Source organism: Pradoshia sp. (genome assembly GCF_051873915.1).
Classification (GTDB): Bacteria; Bacillota; Bacilli; order Bacillales; family Pradoshiaceae; genus Pradoshia.
The window spans coordinates 1-18,847 of the sequence record NZ_JBJEFJ010000033.1 but is presented as its reverse complement, the minus strand read 5'-3'; the positions used below and the strand labels follow the sequence as shown (position 1 = coordinate 18,847).

The 18,847-nt window shown below is 42.9% G+C and carries 19 protein-coding genes; 5 read left to right on the top strand and 14 right to left on the bottom strand.

Annotated elements, in window-relative coordinates; all coding sequences use genetic code 11:
• The first annotated feature begins 196 nt into the window (after nucleotides 1-196).
• A complete protein-coding gene (locus tag ACI35L_RS03465; RefSeq protein WP_053103711.1) occupies nucleotides 197-655 on the top strand; it encodes a hypothetical protein in 459 nt (152 codons plus the stop codon).
• Between the two features lie 131 nt (nucleotides 656-786).
• On the opposite strand, the gene ACI35L_RS03460 is transcribed toward ACI35L_RS03465, so the two are convergent.
• The 8 genes from ACI35L_RS03460 to sppA form a co-directional block, all read right to left on the bottom strand.
• The gene (locus ACI35L_RS03460) at nucleotides 787-1,206 is read right to left on the bottom strand and encodes a nucleoside 2-deoxyribosyltransferase (RefSeq protein WP_049669871.1); all 420 of its coding nucleotides are present in this window, start codon (nucleotides 1,204-1,206) and stop codon (nucleotides 787-789) included.
• A 730-nt stretch (nucleotides 1,207-1,936) separates the two neighbouring features.
• Entirely contained in the window at nucleotides 1,937-3,124 is a 1,188-nt protein-coding gene (locus tag ACI35L_RS03455; protein ID WP_049669870.1) for an acetate kinase, read from the bottom strand.
• A gap of 194 nt (nucleotides 3,125-3,318) precedes the next feature.
• Complete coding sequence (locus ACI35L_RS03450) at nucleotides 3,319-4,305, bottom strand: class I SAM-dependent methyltransferase (RefSeq protein WP_049669869.1); 987 nt, start codon at nucleotides 4,303-4,305, stop codon at nucleotides 3,319-3,321.
• A 215-nt stretch (nucleotides 4,306-4,520) separates the two neighbouring features.
• Nucleotides 4,521-5,021 (bottom strand): thiol peroxidase, encoded by a 501-nt coding sequence (gene tpx / locus ACI35L_RS03445; RefSeq protein ID WP_049669868.1) that lies wholly within the window; start codon nucleotides 5,019-5,021, stop codon nucleotides 4,521-4,523.
• A 141-nt stretch (nucleotides 5,022-5,162) separates the two neighbouring features.
• Complete coding sequence (ytfJ, locus tag ACI35L_RS03440; RefSeq protein ID WP_049669867.1) at nucleotides 5,163-5,594, bottom strand: GerW family sporulation protein; 432 nt, start codon at nucleotides 5,592-5,594, stop codon at nucleotides 5,163-5,165.
• A 14-nt stretch (nucleotides 5,595-5,608) separates the two neighbouring features.
• Nucleotides 5,609-6,265, bottom strand: coding sequence for a DUF2953 domain-containing protein (locus tag ACI35L_RS03435; protein ID WP_049669866.1), 657 nt, complete (start codon nucleotides 6,263-6,265; stop codon nucleotides 5,609-5,611).
• 99 nt (nucleotides 6,266-6,364) lie between these two features.
• A complete protein-coding gene (locus ACI35L_RS03430; protein ID WP_082197010.1) occupies nucleotides 6,365-6,865 on the bottom strand; it encodes an RDD family protein in 501 nt (166 codons plus the stop codon).
• Between the two features lie 12 nt (nucleotides 6,866-6,877).
• Nucleotides 6,878-7,870, bottom strand: coding sequence for a signal peptide peptidase SppA (sppA, locus tag ACI35L_RS03425; RefSeq protein ID WP_049669865.1), 993 nt, complete (start codon nucleotides 7,868-7,870; stop codon nucleotides 6,878-6,880).
• Between the two features lie 130 nt (nucleotides 7,871-8,000).
• On the opposite strand from sppA, the gene ACI35L_RS03420 reads away from it, so the two are divergent.
• Nucleotides 8,001-8,801, top strand: coding sequence for an NAD kinase (locus ACI35L_RS03420; RefSeq protein WP_049669864.1), 801 nt, complete (start codon nucleotides 8,001-8,003; stop codon nucleotides 8,799-8,801).
• Nucleotides 8,802-9,022: 221 nt separating this feature from the next.
• Here the strand turns inward: ACI35L_RS03420 and mbcS are convergent, their stop codons facing one another.
• The 5 genes from mbcS to ezrA all read right to left on the bottom strand — a co-directional run bounded on the left by mbcS (nucleotide 9,023) and on the right by ezrA (nucleotide 15,252).
• Nucleotides 9,023-10,603 (bottom strand): acyl-CoA synthetase MbcS, encoded by a 1,581-nt coding sequence (gene mbcS / locus ACI35L_RS03415; RefSeq protein WP_231589476.1) that lies wholly within the window; start codon nucleotides 10,601-10,603, stop codon nucleotides 9,023-9,025.
• Nucleotides 10,604-10,759: 156 nt separating this feature from the next.
• Nucleotides 10,760-10,960: an alpha/beta-type small acid-soluble spore protein gene (locus ACI35L_RS03410; RefSeq protein ID WP_049669862.1), complete on the bottom strand. Its 201-nt coding sequence runs from the start codon at nucleotides 10,958-10,960 to the stop codon at nucleotides 10,760-10,762.
• Nucleotides 10,961-11,048: 88 nt separating this feature from the next.
• Nucleotides 11,049-12,257 (bottom strand): tRNA uracil 4-sulfurtransferase ThiI, encoded by a 1,209-nt coding sequence (gene thiI, locus ACI35L_RS03405; RefSeq protein ID WP_197089970.1) that lies wholly within the window; start codon nucleotides 12,255-12,257, stop codon nucleotides 11,049-11,051.
• Complete coding sequence (locus tag ACI35L_RS03400) at nucleotides 12,257-13,402, bottom strand: cysteine desulfurase family protein (protein WP_049669860.1); 1,146 nt, start codon at nucleotides 13,400-13,402, stop codon at nucleotides 12,257-12,259. The genes thiI and ACI35L_RS03400 overlap by 1 nt, the downstream gene beginning before the upstream one ends.
• 149 nt (nucleotides 13,403-13,551) lie before the next feature.
• Nucleotides 13,552-15,252, bottom strand: coding sequence for a septation ring formation regulator EzrA (gene ezrA, locus ACI35L_RS03395; protein WP_439802251.1), 1,701 nt, complete (start codon nucleotides 15,250-15,252; stop codon nucleotides 13,552-13,554).
• Nucleotides 15,253-15,443: 191 nt separating this feature from the next.
• On the opposite strand from ezrA, the gene hisJ reads away from it, so the two are divergent.
• Nucleotides 15,444-16,265: a histidinol-phosphatase HisJ gene (gene hisJ / locus ACI35L_RS03390; protein WP_439802250.1), complete on the top strand. Its 822-nt coding sequence runs from the start codon at nucleotides 15,444-15,446 to the stop codon at nucleotides 16,263-16,265.
• On the opposite strand, the gene refZ is transcribed toward hisJ, so the two are convergent.
• Nucleotides 16,255-16,899, bottom strand: coding sequence for a forespore capture DNA-binding protein RefZ (gene refZ / locus ACI35L_RS03385; RefSeq protein ID WP_439802249.1), 645 nt, complete (start codon nucleotides 16,897-16,899; stop codon nucleotides 16,255-16,257). The genes hisJ and refZ overlap by 11 nt on opposite strands.
• A gap of 160 nt (nucleotides 16,900-17,059) precedes the next feature.
• Between refZ and ACI35L_RS03380 the strand changes: the two genes are divergently transcribed.
• Together ACI35L_RS03380 and rpsD are read left to right on the top strand one after the other, a co-directional pair.
• Nucleotides 17,060-17,545, top strand: a complete 486-nt coding sequence (locus ACI35L_RS03380; RefSeq protein ID WP_439802252.1) for a GAF domain-containing protein — start codon at nucleotides 17,060-17,062, stop codon at nucleotides 17,543-17,545.
• Between the two features lie 654 nt (nucleotides 17,546-18,199).
• Entirely contained in the window at nucleotides 18,200-18,802 is a 603-nt protein-coding gene (gene rpsD / locus ACI35L_RS03375) for a 30S ribosomal protein S4 (protein WP_049669855.1), read from the top strand.
• Nucleotides 18,803-18,847: the final 45 nt, after the last annotated feature.

The following is an 18,847-nucleotide window of genomic DNA, read 5'->3' as shown; positions in this document are numbered from 1 at the left end:
ACCTCCCTAGTCAAAAAGGTAGACCTATCATTTGGTTTGCACGACTTATACAATCAAGAGCTTACTACGCTATCAAGAGCTGTGATCAGCTCTTTTTTGATATTTCACAAACGGGCAGTTTAGCGGAAGAAGGATTTAAGTTTTAAAATGAAGAATAGTCTATGAATGAACACTTTAAATTTAAGGGGAGATGTAGTTGAAAAATCAATATTTACTTTTTATGATTACATTCGTATTTATTGTACTGGTTTCATTTATACCAGCCAAAGTAATGGCAACTTCTTGGTCATATCCATTTGTGGTTTGGGATGGGTATGTCTATGCGGTAAGTGAAGAATCAGTGACCGCAATCGGAGATGAAATTGGCCAAGTTACAAATTATTCGGATATGGAACCGCAATCTGGTAATTTTTCTAATGATTATCAGAAAGGTACAAAATACTTTGAAATCAAAGGGGTTAGTACGGAGGAAGCGATAGCCGTCCAAAAATCCAATGATCAATATGTAAAAGCAGAAAGAAGAGGAGAATATGAATTTGAACAAACTTCGGAAGAACCGCTAGAGAATCTAAAAGGAGTTATTTATTCAATAGTAGGTATTTTGGCTATTATTTTCATTTATATAATCCTAAAGTATCCACGGGGTAAAAAGTAAATCCTTATTAAACAAACGGGGCTTTAGCTCAATAGCAAGTACAGCCACTTTCTTTATGGAGGTGGCTGTTTTCGCATCCCAACTAACTTTACGAAAGCAACCAAATAAAAAAGCTGTCAAAGACAGCTTCCTTAAAACATTTTCCCTTTATACTCGATAGCCTCAAGCTTCTTGAAGTCATAATCTTTCAGCTCTTCAAGAGTCAAGTTTGCAATAGCTGGAGTGTGTACCATTAAGTTAGAATCATCCCCAACATGAACGACAATCAACTTCTTCCCTCTTGCAATTGTATAGCCAGCCTCAAAAGCTGTCCCTGAGTCAGAGTAGTTTCCGTGATAAACCATGATAGTCCCATCGCAGAAGTCTAGAGCTTTAATATCATTCATATAGATAGCCATTGACCAGGCTTGAGAACCTGCCTCAAATTGGTCAAGCTGATTCAATCTAGGACTCCAGAAGTCAATCCCTTTCTCTTTCAAAATTTCCTCAACAGCTTGAACAGCTTCAAGCTCTTGCTCATTAAAAAATGGACTTGCTAGATATAGTTTCATTTCATTTTCCTCCTTATTTAAATTTATCCTGCATAATTAAAGCACCAACTAAAGTAAACACACAACAGGAAATAAATCCCTCTAAGAATTGTCCTTTGTATAGCACGACAACAAAAACGACTAAGCCAAACGGCAGAAGCCCATTGTAAATGACATTAAAAAGTTCCTGAGAACTCTCTTATCCCATCACCAAAAGCGAAACACTCATGACCATAACAGCCCCTGAATAATAGGCTGCTGAATCTTTGCCAGTTCTTGCCCCGCCAATCCGGGCTATTTTATGCCCAAACATTCCCCCCTAACTCCTCTCTATTTTGTTGCACTAAGTCAAATTTCTCATCTATAGCCGAGGAGTCATTATGACAAATAGCATACTCTTCACAGAAACGCTTCTATTTAGCTGAAAGACCAGTCAATGAACTCCTTCCCACTCTCTAGGGATTTTCCTGAAGTTCATTGGCTCACCTTCTTTCAGTAGGCTGTCTGCTGCATAGTTCTGACCTCACCTGTTTTTTTGTAACAAAAAGGCCTAGACTTTGAGCCCTCATCTTCTAACCCTACGGTTCGTTTTACTCCTTCATTACATCCAATCTATTTTATCCTTAATAGATTCCTAGGAACGAACATATCCAAGGATATAGCCATAAAAAGGCTAAGATACAAAACATCGGCATCTTGGTATACAAAAAGGACTGTGAATAATGCATTCACAGTCCTTTATAGTAATCAATTATTTTGTTAAGCGCACAACGTCACGAGCAATCATGACTTCTTCATCTGTTGGGATGATGATAACTTTTACCGGAGAGTATGGGTGGTTAACGAATTTCTCTTCGCCTCTCACGTTGTTCGCATCTTTATCCCAGTACACGCCCATGAATTCCAGGCCGTGAAGAACACGTGCACGGATTTCCGCACTGTTTTCACCGATACCTGCTGTGAAGATGATAGCATCAACACCATTCATTTTTGCAGCATAAGAACCGATGTATTTGTGGATACCGTCAGCGAATTTAGACAGAGCAAGCTCAGCACGAGCGTTTCCTTTCTCTGCTTCATCCTCGATATCACGCAAGTCACTTGAGAATCCGGAAACGCCGAGCATACCGCTCTTCTTGTTAAGGATTTCAAGTACTTCTTCAGCTGAACTGTTTGTTTTCTCCATCAAGTATGGAATCAACGCAGGGTCTAAGCTTCCAGAACGAGTTCCCATTGTTAACCCTTCAAGTGGAGTGAAGCCCATTGTTGTATCGATGGATTTACCGCCTTCGATTGCTGTGATACTTGCACCATTACCAAGGTGGCAAGAGATCAAACGAAGCTGCTCAAGCGGACGTTTAAGCAATTCTGCTGCACGCTCTGACACATATTTATGAGATGTGCCGTGGAAGCCGTATTTACGGATGCCATATTCTTTGTAATAGTCGTATGGCAAGCTGTAAAGGTAAGAAGACTCAGGCATTGTTTGGTGGAATGCAGTATCAAACACAGCAACTGCAGGAACGTTTGGCAATACTTCGCGGAACGCTCTGATTCCAGTCGCATTTGCTGGATTGTGAAGTGGAGCAAGCTCTGAAAGCTGCTCGATTTGTGCAAGTACTTCATCTGTGATAACAGCAGAATCCGTGAAGAGTTCACCGCCGTGTACGATACGGTGACCGATTCCGTCGATTTCATCAAGTGAGTTGATGATTTTGTGTTCTGTTAATTTTTCCAACAAAAGGTTAACAGCCACAGAGTGGTCAGGAATGTCCGTTACGATGGTTTTCTTGTCACCATCTACCGTAATGGAGAAGATAGAATCAGCCAATCCGATTCTCTCTACAATTCCCTTTGTGATTACTTTTTCCTCAGGCATTTCAAATAACTGAAACTTTAATGAGGAACTACCCGCATTAATTGCGATAATTTTAGACATTTAAATCACAGCTCCCATAATTTATGCATACTGATATAATTTTAAAATCAACTTTCAAATCTCATTAAACCATTGTAACCCGATTCTAGCAACAAAATTATTTTTATGTTATCGGTTTCACAAAAAATTTTATTTTATTCAAATAATTCGAACAGATTTTAAAAAATACATCATTTACAGGAGTGGATTCTTTTTTATTTTTCTGCCTTAATCCAGTTATCAATCTTCGTCAGCATGGCAGCTGTCGCAGGTTTATCGGATAATTTCGGCATATTGACGAGAAGGACTTGCTTTGGTGCTTTCACTCCTTCACCAGCCTTTTGCAGAATAAGGATGCTCTTGGCAGACTGCTTGGTTTTAAACATGCTCTCCGGTAATTGGATAAGTCCTTGAATATAACCGTGATTATGGATGAATTGATTCAGAGCAGGTGCTTCAGCTGTATTGAACAGATCATTTGGTACAAGGAAGAATAAATAGCCCCCAGCCTTGGAATAGGTAAAGCTCTGTTCAATGAATAGGTGATGTGCATAGGACATGGAATCCTTCGCTCTTACCTTGAAGTCCTTCGCACGCTCGTTATCGGGGTAATAACCTACTGGCAGATCACATATGACGGCATCTGCAGGATCAATGAATAATGGCTGCAGGCTGTCCTGGTGCAAGAAATGGACAGGCATTCCGAGCAGGTTCGCACCTGAATAGGCTAGCTTCACCAATGTTTCATCTACCTCAATGCCTGTCGCGTTCAATTCCTTGCCTCTTAAAGCATTCATGACTGAAAAGAGAAGATTACCTGTACCAACTGCCGGGTCTAGGACTGACAGCGATTCCTGTTTGGCGGTGAATTTCTCCAGCAGATAGGCGAACATAAATCCGATTGCATCAGGTGTCATTTGATGATTCGGTTGTACATGTGTGCGCATCGCTTTCAAAATGGCTAGTTGCCATCCTTTTCGGATATCTTCCTTGCTGTATTGATCAAGATGGACTTCTTGATAAGCCTTCTTCAATTTCTTGACGGCAATCTCACTAAGTTCATCCTGCAGCACATCGCCTTGGAAGAGGTTCTCTCCTGTTTCAGCAATTGCTTCTAATTCTGTACCGCCTAATTCCTCTTGGATAACCTTCGCAGTACTTGTAATTACCTCATATATTTGTTCAACATTTGTTGTATTCATAACATTTCCTCCAACTTTGTCCTCTAGTTCTTTCCTCATTGTAGTATTACAGTCTATAAAGAACAAGTATCACCTTTTCTGACTTGAATAAACCTCTATTGAATGAATGTGCTATAACAGCTGCAACTCAAAAAAAAAGAATCCAGGCATATCGGTTCAAATGTGAACCTTCCTGGATTCCTCTTGTTCATGCTGAATTAGGACACTTAAGCTGCTTATTTAGCTGCTTTTGCTGCTTCAATTGCCGCTTCATAATTCGGATGGTCAGTGCTTTCAGGTACATATTCTACGTATGTAACTGTATTTTGACTGTCTACGACAAATACAGAGCGCGCAAGCAAACGTAACTCTTTAATATATACGCCATATGCCTCTCCAAAGGATAAATCCTTATGATCGGATACCGTTACGACATTCTCAAGACCAGCTGCCGCACACCAGCGTTTTTGCGCAAATGGCAGGTCAACACTGACCGTAATAACTTCTAAATTATCTAGTTTAGATGCTTCTTCATTGAATTTGCGGGTTTGCGCATCACATACACCTGTGTCGAGAGAAGGAACGACACTGATAATTCTAACTTTCCCTTCTGAGCTTTTCAGCGTTACTGGGGATAAATCATTTGCGAGCACAGTAAAATCTGGTGCCTTGTCACCCACTTTTACTTCTGTCCCTACTAATGTAACCGGATTACCTTTAAACGTCACGTTCGCCACACTAATTCCTCCTCAATCGTCTGAATTTTTTCATTCCTCTTTAAGTATAGGGTTTCATCTTCCCTTTGTAAAAAGCTACGATTTTTATTCTCACAAAAACGAACCACATCTCCTAAAAAGATGCGGTCTTTTTTCGTTCTCTTAATCCATGCTGTCTATACCAGATGTTTGCTGATCATTCTGCATTCCTTTTCCCTTTTTCGAAAACATGGAGCTAACCTTATCAACAGCAACAGGAGTAGCTTCCATCAATTTTTCGATTAGATGGGTATTTTCATCTAGATGCAGCATTTTAATTCCTTGAGAGCTGACAATCAAGAAAGCAATTGGGGTAATATAGACACCGCCAGCACTTCCGCCGCCAAATGGATGTCTTTGATCCTCTCCTGAAGGGCCGCTGATTTGATAATCACTGCCGCCTGCCGCATACCCGAATGCCACCTTCGATACAGTCATAATGACACTTCCGTCCGGAGTTTCGACAGGATCGCCAATAATAGTATTGACATCTACCATGCTTCTTAAGTTTTCCATCGCCGAATTCATTAATCCGCCAATTGGATGATTAGACATATGATAACCTCCTGTTAGGCCATTTGATTTTTGCCCTTATGGCTTTTTCCGCCAGTCTTATGCAGCTGCTTCTTGCTTTGCATAAATCGAGCTAATTTCCATATTGCCCTTATAGCGTTTGCCATTCTGATCTTTCCTATGCATCCAACATAGAGCTCAAGCGGTTTTTTCATCATGAAATAAGGAACGACCTCGGTTTTCGGAACAACCTCCAGTTGAAAATAACGACCAATGATTGAAATGCCTGTACCAACGATCCCCCATAATATGCCCGTTGCCATCGCCGTTGTCGGTGCATTTCCCGTTCCATAGGACAGGGAGATCTCCAGATTGGTCAATCGAATATCAGTCGTAACCTCCTTTGTCGCGGCTCTGTACTCTTTCAAATCAGATAATAATTTAGCGAGCGCATGGAAGGACCCGTCCATCTCATCAAGCGGCTGCTCCTCCTCCTGTCCTTCTTCAGATTCAGCCTTCTTTCCGTTTGCCATCGGTTCTCCCAGCTTTATGTTTTTCCCATAATGAAGCATTCCCCACCACATCTGTACCTTGATTTCAAGCTCATTTTTATGAATCGTTTTTTCATATCGAAAAGACAAGGTAACAGTCGATAGGATGAAACAGATCAGCACTATGAACAATACAAGTAAGCAAATCGATAGAATGACCAAACCAAACCCCCCTGACTTATCAACCAATCAGTATGGACAGTCCGCCTAAAAAATAAACCTGCCTGTTTTATCAACAGGCAGGTTTTTGATAGTTGTTTTCTAGCGCTCTTTATCAAGGACGACTACTGTATCGCTGAACATATCATGGAAGCCTTGTTTGCGCGGGTTAAAGGCTACGACAATATAACCAAGCAGGAAGAAGGCTGAAATATATCTTCCTATCCATTCCCTGAACAATACCGTCTTCCAATCCAGCTTATCTTGAGTCAGCGAAGTAACATGCAGTCCCATCACCATTTTCCCTAATGTTTGGGCAAAAATGAACGTCATAATGAAAAAATATCCGAAAAAGACAATTGAATCAACCACCGTATACGGCGATAAAATTCCGCTGCTGTCAATGGGAATATCGAGCAGCCGGAAAATCGGCTTGATAAAAAGCCGGCTGATGCTCCCTACAATCAGAAAATCAATTATGTACGCCCAAAACCTCATCCAAAAACCGGCACGGGTCAGCCCCTTCCCTTCTGGGGAGAAATCCTCGGCCGCCTGTATATGTGTATCTTGCTCGTTCAAGCTGTTCTCATGAATATCCGTCATTCCCGTGCCTCCTTACTCTCCAGAATATAGGTACATCATTTGCGGAGATTGATTTTCGGTCATGATGCTTTTAATGATACCTGCCTCATTATTACCTCCAACCCATTGAGTGAGCTTTAAATTCAGCATGGAGCCAAACCCAATTGTATCTGTCAGCTTAACAACAGCTGCACCCTTCAGGTCTTCATTTTTCTTCATGCCGGCAATAGCATCATCGATATAGCCAAGCTCATCAATAAGATTCAAATCCTTCGCCTGACGGCCGTCATAGATCCGGCCATCCGCCACTTTACGGACCTCATCTTCAGACATGCCTCTTCCCTCTGCAATTACCTTCACGAATTGATTATAGGAGTTATCCACTAAAGATTGGAGAATTTTCTTTTCCTCATCGGTCATATCACGGAAGGAGTTTCCCATATCCTTGAATTTCCCGCTCTTAATCGTAACAAAATCAATCCCGTATTTTTCGGCAAGGCCTTCAAAATTATAGCTTTGCATGATAACACCCAGTGACCCCGTTAATGTCTCTGGACTTGCATAAATCTTATCTGCTGGCGTTGAGACATAATACCCGCCTGAAGCAGCCATTGAGCCCATGGCTACATACACTGGCTTTCCAGCTTTTTTGACCGCCTGAATCTTCCGGTGGATTTCCGCACTCTCATGGACACCGCCTCCAGGTGAATTCACTTCAAGTACAAGCCCGCCGATTGTATCATCCTCAGCAACGGTATCTAAATGTTTAAGCAATGCCTGATGATTATATCCGCCCGTGGATAGGAGTGAGGACTCCTCACCTGTATCAGCAATCGTTCCATCGATATCCAGGACGACAATTTTCTGCTCATAATCTCCATCCTCAATGACTTCCTCTTCCGCTTCGAAGAATTCGGACATAACTTTGTCATCTGAAGAAGCCAGCAAGGAAATCGAATTCATTAAGATTGATGCGAAGAAAATAACTGCTGCAATCCCTAAGCTAAGCCATCTTTTTTTGTTCACACATTATTCCCCCTGTCAAAGTTTGAATCTTCTTATTTTACTGATAAAATTATTATAACATGTCGATGTTGGGCAAACTTAAATTTGCTAAGAATTCAGCATGTACTGCCTATTAAGGAGGTTTCGCTAAATGGACAACCGTAAAAATATCTATTTCTATCACAAGAAAGACAAGGATATTCTCGAAAGAATTGAGACCATTAAAGCAAACACAGATAAATACGGGTTCAAAACTGTTGAGAACCCTGCGGAAGCAAATATCATTGTCAGCATCGGTGATGACGGCACATTCCTGCAAGCCGTCCGCAAGACGGATTTCCGGGAGGATTGCCTCTATGCAGGGATATCCCTTAACAAGAAATTAAATATGTACTGTGATTTTTATATTGATGATACAGAAAAGATGGTTGACGCTGTCACCAGATCTGTCATTGAGGTTAGAAAGTACCCGACCATTGAAGTGACCATTGACAATGAGTACAGCTTCGATTGCTTGAATGAATGCTCCTTCCGCTCCTCCTTGATCAAAACTTTTGTCATCGAAGTTGATATTGATGGTCAGCCGTTTGAGACATTCCGCGGGGATGGGATGGTTATTGCAACCCCTACCGGTTCGACCGCCTACAATAAATCCCTTAACGGAGCTGTCGTTGACCCAACATTGCATTGTATGCAGGTAAGCGAAATCGCATCCATGAATAATAACCATTACCGGACATTAGGCTCCTCCTTCATTCTCGGAAGCGACCGCGTACTTACACTCCGTCTTTCTAAAACGGGTGATGATTATCCGGTCATTGGAATGGACAATGAGGCCATGAGCATCCAGCATATCGAACAATTGGACTTCCGCCTTAGCGGCCGCACGATTAAAACCGTCAAGCTGCGCGACAACTCCTTTTGGGAAAAGGTTCAGCGGACATTCCTATAAACGAATGAAACAGGTGAAAAACATCTTTTCACCTGTTTTTTATTTGGCGCATAGTGTTTTTATGCAATGCAACAGTATCCAGATTTTATGTCGATATTAAGATAACAGGAGCTTTTTCAATCACTATTATGAGAAGACTGCTCCTCCGCTTACCATATCCAAACGAACAAAGCTGACCTAAGTCCACTCGAAAGCGGGCCAAAGATCAGCTTCTTTTATGTCTATGCCTTCTGGTTTTCTACTTCCAGCTTCCTTAATTCGACCCTCATAATCTTTCCTGAGATCGTTTTTGGAAGGTCCTCCACAAAAGAGATTTTACGTGGATATTTGTACGGTGCGGTCATTGCCTTCACGTGGTTCTGCAGTTCTTTAATCAGCTCATCGGAAGGCTCCGGGGCATCTTCCCGCAATACGACAAAAGCTTTGACGATTTGTCCCCTCTCTTCATCAGGACTCGCTACAACCGCACATTCCTTTACATGCGGATGTTTCACGAGCGCATCCTCCACCTCAAACGGGCCGATTGTATAGCCTGAACTGATGATAATATCATCTCTGCGCCCCTCAAACCAAAAGTATCCGTCCTCATCTTTTTTTGCTTTATCGCCTGTTATATAATAATCTCCTCTGAATTGCATCGATGTTCTTTCAGGGTCCTTATAATATTCCTTAAAAAGAGCTGGTGTTTCTATATGCACGGCAATATCGCCTGTTAAGCCAACTGCACATGGGCTGCCCTCTTCATCAATTACCTCGACCTTATTCCCAGGTGTCGGCTTGCCCATTGAGCCTGGTTTAACATCCATCCCTTTCGTTACACCGACCAAGAGCGTATTCTCTGTTTGTCCATAGCCATCCCGGACGGTCACACCAAAATGAGTCCGAAATGTATCAATGACTTCCCGGTTCAGCGGCTCGCCTGCTGAGACAGCACTATGAAGGTGCTGCAGCTTATAATCTGATAAATGATCGACCTTGGCCATCAATCGATATTCTGTCGGTGTACAGCATAGGACATTAATGGAGTAGTCATCAAGCAGCTGAAGATATTTCTTAGGCTCAAATTTCCCGTTATAAACAAAACCCGTAGCTCCTGAACCTAGCACAGACAGGAACGGACTCCAAATCCATTTCTGCCAGCCTGGCCCCGCCGTTGCCCAAACAACATCCTCTTCTTCAATCGCGAGCCAATTGCTCGCTGCCGTCCGTAAATGGGCATAAGCCCACCCGTGTGTATGAACGACACCTTTTGGCTGCCCAGTGGTACCGGATGTATAGGAGAGAAAGGCCATATCCTCCCGCTTTGTCTTAGCTGTCTTTAGAAGGCTATCCGCATGCTTGATTTTGTCGTCAAGCTCGATCCATCCCTCTTCTTGGCCATTGATGATAAATTTATGTAATGTTTCTTTGGATGATAAGCCTTTAAAGGTATCCACAAATGGTTTATGTACCAGCACAGCTCTTGCTTCCGAATGGTCAATTCGATATTGTAAATCCTTTATGCGAAGCATTTCTGAACATGGTATGACCACCAGCCCAATCTTTAATGCCGCTAAATAAACCGTATACGCCTCTATAAGCCTCGGTACCATGATCAGCATCTTATCGCCTGCCTTGAGCCCTTCACTGAGGAAGACATTTGCTGTTTTATTAACTGTCCTCATAAGCTCCTTGTACGTCATCTCTTCCGTTAAACCGCTTTCATTTCTCCAAATAAGCGCTTTTCTACGTTCATATTTTGCATACTTCTCAATCTCATCCACTAAATTGTATTGCTCAGGTGCAATCAGGTTCTCAGTCAAACTCCCCACTCCCTTTAACAATTTATGGTAACCATAGCTATTATACATGATTTTTTGAATATTTTTATTATTTATGTTGGATTTTATTCTTGTCTACTCCCCGAAACAAGAAGAAAGCGGACCATAGGTCCGCTTTCTGTAGCCAATTGTATGAAATTATCGGGAGTAACCTCCACCCAATTGTTGCTCTGCCATTTGGACAAGGCGTTTTGTGATTTCTCCACCAACGGAACCGTTAGCGCGAGAAGTTGTTTCTCCTCCAAGTTGTACTCCGAACTCAGAAGCGATTTCGTATTTCATTTGATCAAGAGCTTGTTCTACTCCTGGTACCAAAAGGTTGTTTGAGTTGTTTGACATGTGTTTTTCACCTCCTTGTGAGTATAGAGTGTGTCAAAACACATGCCGATATGCGAAACCCAATATGGTAATTGTTCACAAATATGATTTAGAACAACTCGTCCGTTGCTTCTTCCTTTTTCTTCTCCTTATTGCTGAAGATAATGGTCTCTGTTTTTTCTACAGCTTCTTGGATATATGGTTCAAAATCCGTGAAGGATTCGTAATGATTAACCTTCTCTCTTCTAGGCTTTGTCTTAGGATTGGCCGGCGTGAAGACGGTACAGCAATCCTCAAACGGACGGATGGAGATGTCATGCGTGCCAATTCGCTCGGCAATCTCAATGATCTCCGTTTTGTCCATGGCTAATAGAGGACGAAGAATAGGTGTATTCGTCACTTCGTTAATTGTAAACATACTCTCCATCGTCTGGCTGGCCACCTGGCCTAGGCTCTCTCCGGTAACGATAGCGAGGGCTTTGCGCTGTTCCCGAATCGCATCAGTGACACGCAGCATAAGCCGGCGTGTTGTTGTCATCGTATAATTATCCGGGATTTGCTTTTGGATGAGCTTTTGGATTTCGGTAAATGGAACGATATGCAGCACCATCCGCCCATTCACTTCTGCTAATTTCTCCGCCAAATCAATGACCTTCTGTTTAGAGCGTTCACTCGTGAACGGCGGGCTGTAGAAGTGGACGCATTCAATCTCTACGCCTCGCTTCATCGTTAAGAATCCTGCAACAGGGCTGTCAATGCCGCCGCTTAGCATAAGCATCGCAGAACCGCTGCTCCCGATTGGCAAACCGCCTGCAGCAGCAATCTTCTCACCCGTAATATAGGCAGCATCCTTGCGTACCTCAACACGGAGCTTCAGATCCGGATTATGCACATCTACCTTCAAGCCTTCCTTATGCTGGAGGCAATATCCGCCAACGAGCCCATTCAGGTCATAGGTTGAATAAGGAAATGTCTTGTCAGCCCGTTTTGCATCAATCTTGAATGTCTCAATATCTCTTGAAAGGTTGTTGATATAGAAGAGTGCCGATTCCTGAATGGCCGGAATTTCCTTTTCCACTTTCAGGGCTGGACTTAAAGAGGAAATACCATATACTTTTTTCATACGGTCAATCACCTCTTCATGGCCCGCACCGTTTAAATGAATATACATGCGCTCATGCTGCGCTTCAATCCGCACATTCGGATAATCCATCAAGGCATTTTTCACATTTTTCTTCAGTTGGGTGATAAAGCTTTTACGGTTTCGTTTCTTTAAGGTTATCTCCCCGTAACGCACGACAATATGGTCAAATTTAATCATTTTTTACTAACCTCACTTAACATTTGAATGGCCTTGTCCACTGCGGAAACGGCCTGATCGATATCTTTTTTCTCCAAATCAAAATGAAGGCTGATTCGGATTGAGCTGCTGGCGATTTTCTCGCTCTTGCCCATTTGAAGCAATGTATGACTCATTGATTTTTTCTTTGAGGAGCAGGCACTTGTCGTAGAGACATAAATCTCCTCATCCTCAAGCGTATGCACAAAGGCCTCTGATTTTAGGCCTGGAATCGAAAAATTAATAATATGCGGTGCGGCCCCGTTCTGAGGCGTATTGATGACAACGCCATCTACTTCTGCCAGCCGGCTCATCGTATAGGCTTGCAGCTCCTTCATCCTTTCAAGACTTTTCACACTCTGCTCCGTCACAAGACGCATCGCCTTAGCTAATGATACGGCTCCGGCCACACTTTCTGTCCCGCTCCTGAATCCCGACTCCTGGTTTCCGCCGGCAATGAGAGGAGATAGCTTAATTCCCTCCCGTTTGTACAGAAGGCCCGTTCCCTTCAATCCATGTATCTTATGACCTGATAATGAATACAGATCTACATGGGAACGGCTCAAGGAAAGATTCACCTTACTATAGCCCTGTACGCCATCTACATGGAAGAGAATCTTTGGATACTGCTTCAGCAGCTCCCCTATTTCTTCGATTGGCTGGATAGAGCCTATCTCATTATTGATATGCATAATCGAAACGAGAATCGTCTCTTCCCGTATCGCTTCCTTTAATTGATTCACACATACACGTCCAACTTCATCCACCGGCAGATAGGTAATCTCATACCCTAAATCCTTCAGCTGCTCTGTCGGATTAAGCACGGAGGGATGTTCAATAGAGGATGTGATAATATGCTTTCCCCGGCCTTTGTATTGCAGGGCCGCCCCCTTAATAGCGAGATTATTGCTCTCTGAACCTCCAGAGGTAAAAATAATCTCTGCTGGATTCACCCCCAGCATATTTGCGGCTTGTTCACGTGCCTTCGCAAGCAATTGTTCGGCCTTTCCTCCAAAGCCATGGAGCGAGGAAGGATTTCCCCAAAAGCCAGTTGAAACCTTCATAAATGAATCCAGCACGGCTGGATATGGTTGTGTCGTTGCACTGTTGTCCAAATAAATCATTGGATTTCTCCTTCCCTAGCCTATCAATTAGAAAATGTAGCATAAACTTCCCAGTTTATAAAGCTGCAGATTTCAACTTAGCGTTATTTTCTCACCTTTAAGAACCGCTATCCAAAGGAAAGACCAGTCCATGGTCAAAGTGGACTGGTCTAATTAGCACTATGATCTTGTTCCAGTAAATCTTGGATTTTCTTCAATGAGCCCGGTTCCACTTGCTCAATCGCAGTGGCTGCCTGCTCAAGCGCATCCTCATATTGATAATTACGGAATTTGTTCTCTGCATCACTTAAGGCTGCTGCAACGGATGGGTATTGTCTTCTATACCGATTTCCGTATTGGATTACCTTCTCAGCAAGATGCACCTGCTCCGTCAAATGCTCAGTCGCTTCGCGAACACGGCTGACAGCGACGCTCGCAATATCAAGATAATGCATGACGGCATTCATATTCAGCGGCTTTTCATCCAGCTTCGCTTTCACGTCGGCAAGACTCTCCTTCGCTTGGACAACCATCAGTTCATAGGAGGTCGGCATGCCTGGCAAGTTGCTTTCTTGAACCATCCGCAGTGATTCTGTCATATTCTTTTGAAGCTTGCGAATCGTCTCCCTTGATTCAAGTTCATCCTTGCGAAGGGCATTCAGCTTCTCTTCATATTCTTTCTGAGCCTTTTCTAATGCATCAAGCTTCGCCTCAAGCTCAACTATATCTTCCTTTAACACCGTGTAGGCCGTTTTTTCCTCAGCAAGCCTGTCCTTCAAGAGCTCCCATTTCGCTTTAATATTGATTAACGTCTTTTCAATATTCGTGCGGACCTCGAGCTCCTTTTCCGGCATTTGGTAAATCTGTTTGACCACTTCGGTTTCATCATCTAATTGCTCAAGACGATCAATGGATTGGTCGAGCTTCTGCTGGTACATATTCTTGACAGATAGAACATACTGACGGGCCATTACCTCCTTCTCAAGAAGATCGTAGAAGGACTGGATCGTTTCATTCAGCTTCTCAACTTCCTCTGTCGCTTCATCTGCTTTTGTTTCCTTTAAGAGGGATTTGGCCTCCGCCAGCTGCTGCTCCATCTTCTCGAGCTCAGTATCAAAATAAATATGGCTGAGCGGATAGCCCTGTGAACACATTTCTGTATATCCCGTCTTCAGCTCATGCAGCAGGCTTGGAATATGTATTTGGCAATTCGCCAGGAGATCTGGAATCTTCTCCATCTTCTCTTGAATGGCAATCAGTTTGGCTTCTATGGAGAGCACCTGCTCCCTTGCCTCTAAATAATCGCCTGATTCTGTCTGTGTATTAAACATCTGGAATTCAACGGCTAATTCATCAAATTGCTGTTCGAGACGCTCAGCGGCATCCCCAAATGTATGGCGGTGTGCGAGCAAATGCTTCTTCGCATCCCGATAGGACATTAAAAGCTCCTCAACGAGCTTCTTATTCTGTTCTTCACTGCCTATTAAATCATTCAACTCATGGAGAATCGCGGCCAGCGTAATCTCGGTCTCGTCCAAAATTCGATCAATCTCATGCTGGACAGCCACTGATTTCTTAAACTGGTATTTATCCGTGTATTCTTCCGCGTCAAAGAGCAAACTCTCCACCTCTGCCAGCCGCTCTGTCTGGATTGTATCCCAATCCTGCCGCCAGCGTTCAAACAGCCGCTCTGTCTGACCGGTCATGTTCAGACTCTTCACACGAGCCAATTCCTCAGCAATCGGCCTGTTCATGATGTCTATTTTCTTATCTGCAAGTCTGTCAATTTCCTTATAGTGCTTCTTTCTTACCAATATCCCGACGATAAAGGCAACAAAGATTAGCGCTAGTCCCCCTATCACATACTTCATAAAGAAGCCTCCTATTCAACACGAGACAAATATTTATGTATATAAGTTCATATCAATGATTTAATGATAACATGGCACAGGCTTTTTTTAACCATAAAAAGCGATATTTTCTGCAAAAAGTTATCCTAAACGACTTATCTTTTGCCAAAAACTCTCGAAACAAATAAAATTTGTCGAAAAGGAGGAGAATCATGGATATTTATGATGGTCATGTACATACACATTACTGCCCCCATGGGACAAATGAAAAAATCAACGCCTATATCGAACGTGCAATCCAATTAGGATACCGCGGGATTACCTTTACGGAGCATGCTCCGCTGCCTGAACACTTCTCCGATCCTGCTCCAACTAAGGACAGCTCAATGGACATCAGCAAGTTCGGTTCTTATCTAACAGATTTGAAGGGCTATCAGAAGACTTATGGGGAGAAGATTGAAATAAAGATTGGATTAGAAATTGATTATATTGAAGGGCAGGAGGAAGAAACCAAACATTTATTAAGCAGGATTGGATCGAATCTGGCCGATTCCATTCTGTCTGTCCATTTCTTGCAGCTAGAGGATGAATGGTTCTGCCTTGATTACAGCGATTCAGAGTTCGAGCGCATAATCAGCCGGTTTGGCACAACCGAAGCTGTCTATGATGCCTATTACCGCACATTGAAGAAAGCAATCATGAGCGACCTCGGACCGTTCAAACCAAAACGGATTGGCCATCTTTCCCTTGTTTCTAAATTCCAAAAAAAATATCCTAGCAGTTATGATTCTACTAGGCAGATGCTTGATCTTCTGCCCTTGATTAAACAGAAGGGCTACCAGCTCGACGTTAACACAGCCGGCCTGTTCAAGCCTTTATGCGAAGATATTTATCCGCCTGCAGCCATCCTCGAGGAAGCAGCTAGTATGGGCATCCCGCTCGTATACGGCTCTGACTCGCATCACCCGTCTGATTTAGGGCGCGGTCTGGATGCTCTTGACCCGGGTATTCGTGATTCCTTCATCAAGCCTTAGCCAGCTCAATCGGCGCACGGTATATCGTATGAAAGAGACATTCATGCAGAAATGTCTCGATTTCTGTGAAATACGCCTTCGTGAAATGCGGCTCATTCGGGAATATATGCCATACCTCCATGAAATATTGGGAATGGATAAAGGGCTCATTCAGCATGGCCTTTAGTTTCGTGACAAACATTGGGATGGAGATTGGACGAAGCTCATTCCTTTTTCTCCCCTCCTCTAAAATCATCTTGAGGAGAAATTTTTCCTTCGAGAGATAGGTCATGTATACTTCACGGTTCAAGCTTGTGTCGACTGAGATCTCACGCAGCACCAGCCTTGTAAGCAGGAAATTCTCACGGTAATAATGAAGACAGAAGCTCGCATACTGCAGGAGGCATTCCCTCGCACCAACCTGCGGCAATTGCTCCGCGATTTGCTCCAGGCCGGTGAGATACCCCTCAAAGAAGTCCGTAAAGCAATGTTCCAGCAAGCCTTGCTTATGCTGAAAATGGTACGAAATATTAGCAGAATTGCTTCCTGCACGCCTGGCAATATCTCGAATAGATGTAGCAGAGTAACCTTTCATGTAAAATAAGTAGATAGCAGCTTCTATAATGGAATCTTTCGTCTTAGTATTCTTGTCCATTCGTAAACTCCCCTCCTTCTAAACAAAGGTTATTCTCTCTTATGGACTACTTCTGTTTTGAGGAGGCTATATCCTTCAATAAGTTCTCGACAAAAAGAATGAAACAGACAGGATTGGCATAGATTTCAATACCCTATATAGGGAGGAAAGGAGAAATATGATGTTTCAAGTCGAACAATACACCGGTACAAAAGCTGAGCAATATCAATTAGTCGGCAAACAATTACAGGCGTTAATTACCGGGGAGCCTAATATCGTGGCAAACCTCAGCAATGCCAGTGCCCTCTTAAATGTTTTTCTAGATGATGTTAACTGGGTTGGCTTCTACCTATACGAGGAAGAAAGCGATATGCTGGTTCTCGGTCCATTCCAAGGACTCCCGGCCTGCATTCGCATTCCTCTTGGCAGAGGCGTTTGCGGCACGGCGGCATCAGAACGCAGAATCATGCGCATAGCGAATGTTCATGATTTCCCGGGACATATCGCCTGCGATGCTGCCAGTCAATCAGAAATTGTTCTTCCAATCGTGAAGGATGGCCGCTTAATCGGCGTCCTTGACATTGACAGCCCTAATCTTGAACGCTTTGATGAAGAAGATGAAACAGGTCTAAGTCATTTCGTTTCAATCCTTGAATCCAGCCTCTAAGAAAGAAGGGGTTGGGACATAACTAAATAAATGAACCTCAAAAACGAATGATTGTAAATTATTCTCCCTATTCAATAACAGTTGGAAATAGGTTCGCTCCCTTCCACTAGTCATGAATAATAAAAAGCCACCATTAACTAATACACGGAAAACAACAAATAAAGACCCGAATGATTTGACGATAATCTATCATCAAATCATTGGGGGTTATCATTGGCTGAAATAATTATGTCCAAGCCTTCCCATGAAAGCAATTGCTAAACGCCAATCCGTATTCCGCGTCTGCCTTTATCTTTAAGCCGGCATGGTCCTTTTTAGTTATTAATCCTATTTCAACTGTTTTTCTAATGAAATACATGATCTTCTTGTTCTATGACAATCGACCTAAATAATCCGTCATTAGTTGTTCGCATTTTCCAATAACAAGATAATACCTTGACTTCCCTATGAATAAATTATACAATACTCCTTGTGTAAAATATCGCAGCTTATGTTCACGTCTTTATTCGTTCATTTCATTCCTCAAGTCATTGAGGTGCATCTCGTAACCCGCTGCTGCTAGGGCGAAGGTGCATGAAAATGAAATGGCAGTAATGTATGTAAACATCGGTTTTTATTTTACAAAAATAAAAACAATCAAGGAGGAGTCTACTTATGGCTCGTTATACAGGTCCATCTTGGAAACTGTCCCGTCGTTTAGGAATTTCCCTAAGCGGTACTGGTAAAGAACTAGAAAAGCGTCCTTACGCTCCAGGACAACACGGTCCTAACCAACGCAAAAAGCTTTCCGAATACGGTTTGCAATTGCAAGAAAAACAAAAACTTCGTCACATGTACGGTGTGAACGAACGCCAATTCCGCACTATCTTTGATAGAGCTGGCAAACTTCAAGGTAAACACGGTGAGAACTTCATGGTTCTTCTTGAATCTCGCCTTGACAACGTTGTTTACCGTTTAGGTTTAGCACGTACTCGTCGTGCTGCTCGCCAACTTGTAAACCACGGTCATATCCTAGTTGATGGACGTCGCGTTGACATCCCATCTTACCGTTTGACTGCTGGCCAAACAATCGGCGTTCGCGAAAAATCTCGCAACCTTGATGTTATCAAAGAAGCAATCGAAGTAAACAACTTCGTACCTGATTTCTTAACATTCGATGCTGACAAGCTTGAAGGAACATTCACTCGTTTACCAGAGCGTTCTGAGCTTCCAGCTGAAATTAACGAAGCACTTATCGTTGAGTTCTACTCTCGTTAATCTGCCCGTTACGAAAAACCATCCCTTTTGGGATGGTTTTTTTGT

Coding starts and splice junctions, on each gene's coding strand:
- ACI35L_RS03460 (WP_049669871.1), bottom strand. CDS start 1,206: ATGAAACTATATCTAGCAAGTCCATTTTTTAATGAGCAAGAGCTTGAA.
- ACI35L_RS03455 (WP_049669870.1), bottom strand. CDS start 3,124: ATGTCTAAAATTATCGCAATTAATGCGGGTAGTTCCTCATTAAAGTTT.
- ACI35L_RS03450 (WP_049669869.1), bottom strand. CDS start 4,305: ATGAATACAACAAATGTTGAACAAATATATGAGGTAATTACAAGTACT.
- ytfJ (WP_049669867.1), bottom strand. CDS start 5,594: ATGTCTAATCATCCAATTGGCGGATTAATGAATTCGGCGATGGAAAAC.
- ACI35L_RS03430 (WP_082197010.1), bottom strand. CDS start 6,865: ATGACGGATATTCATGAGAACAGCTTGAACGAGCAAGATACACATATA.
- ACI35L_RS03420 (WP_049669864.1), top strand. CDS start 8,001: ATGGACAACCGTAAAAATATCTATTTCTATCACAAGAAAGACAAGGAT.
- ACI35L_RS03410 (WP_049669862.1), bottom strand. CDS start 10,960: ATGTCAAACAACTCAAACAACCTTTTGGTACCAGGAGTAGAACAAGCT.
- ACI35L_RS03400 (WP_049669860.1), bottom strand. CDS start 13,402: ATGATTTATTTGGACAACAGTGCAACGACACAACCATATCCAGCCGTG.
- ezrA (WP_439802251.1), bottom strand. CDS start 15,252: ATGAAGTATGTGATAGGGGGACTAGCGCTAATCTTTGTTGCCTTTATC.
- hisJ (WP_439802250.1), top strand. CDS start 15,444: ATGGATATTTATGATGGTCATGTACATACACATTACTGCCCCCATGGG.
- refZ (WP_439802249.1), bottom strand. CDS start 16,899: ATGGACAAGAATACTAAGACGAAAGATTCCATTATAGAAGCTGCTATC.
- ACI35L_RS03380 (WP_439802252.1), top strand. CDS start 17,060: ATGTTTCAAGTCGAACAATACACCGGTACAAAAGCTGAGCAATATCAA.
- rpsD (WP_049669855.1), top strand. CDS start 18,200: ATGGCTCGTTATACAGGTCCATCTTGGAAACTGTCCCGTCGTTTAGGA.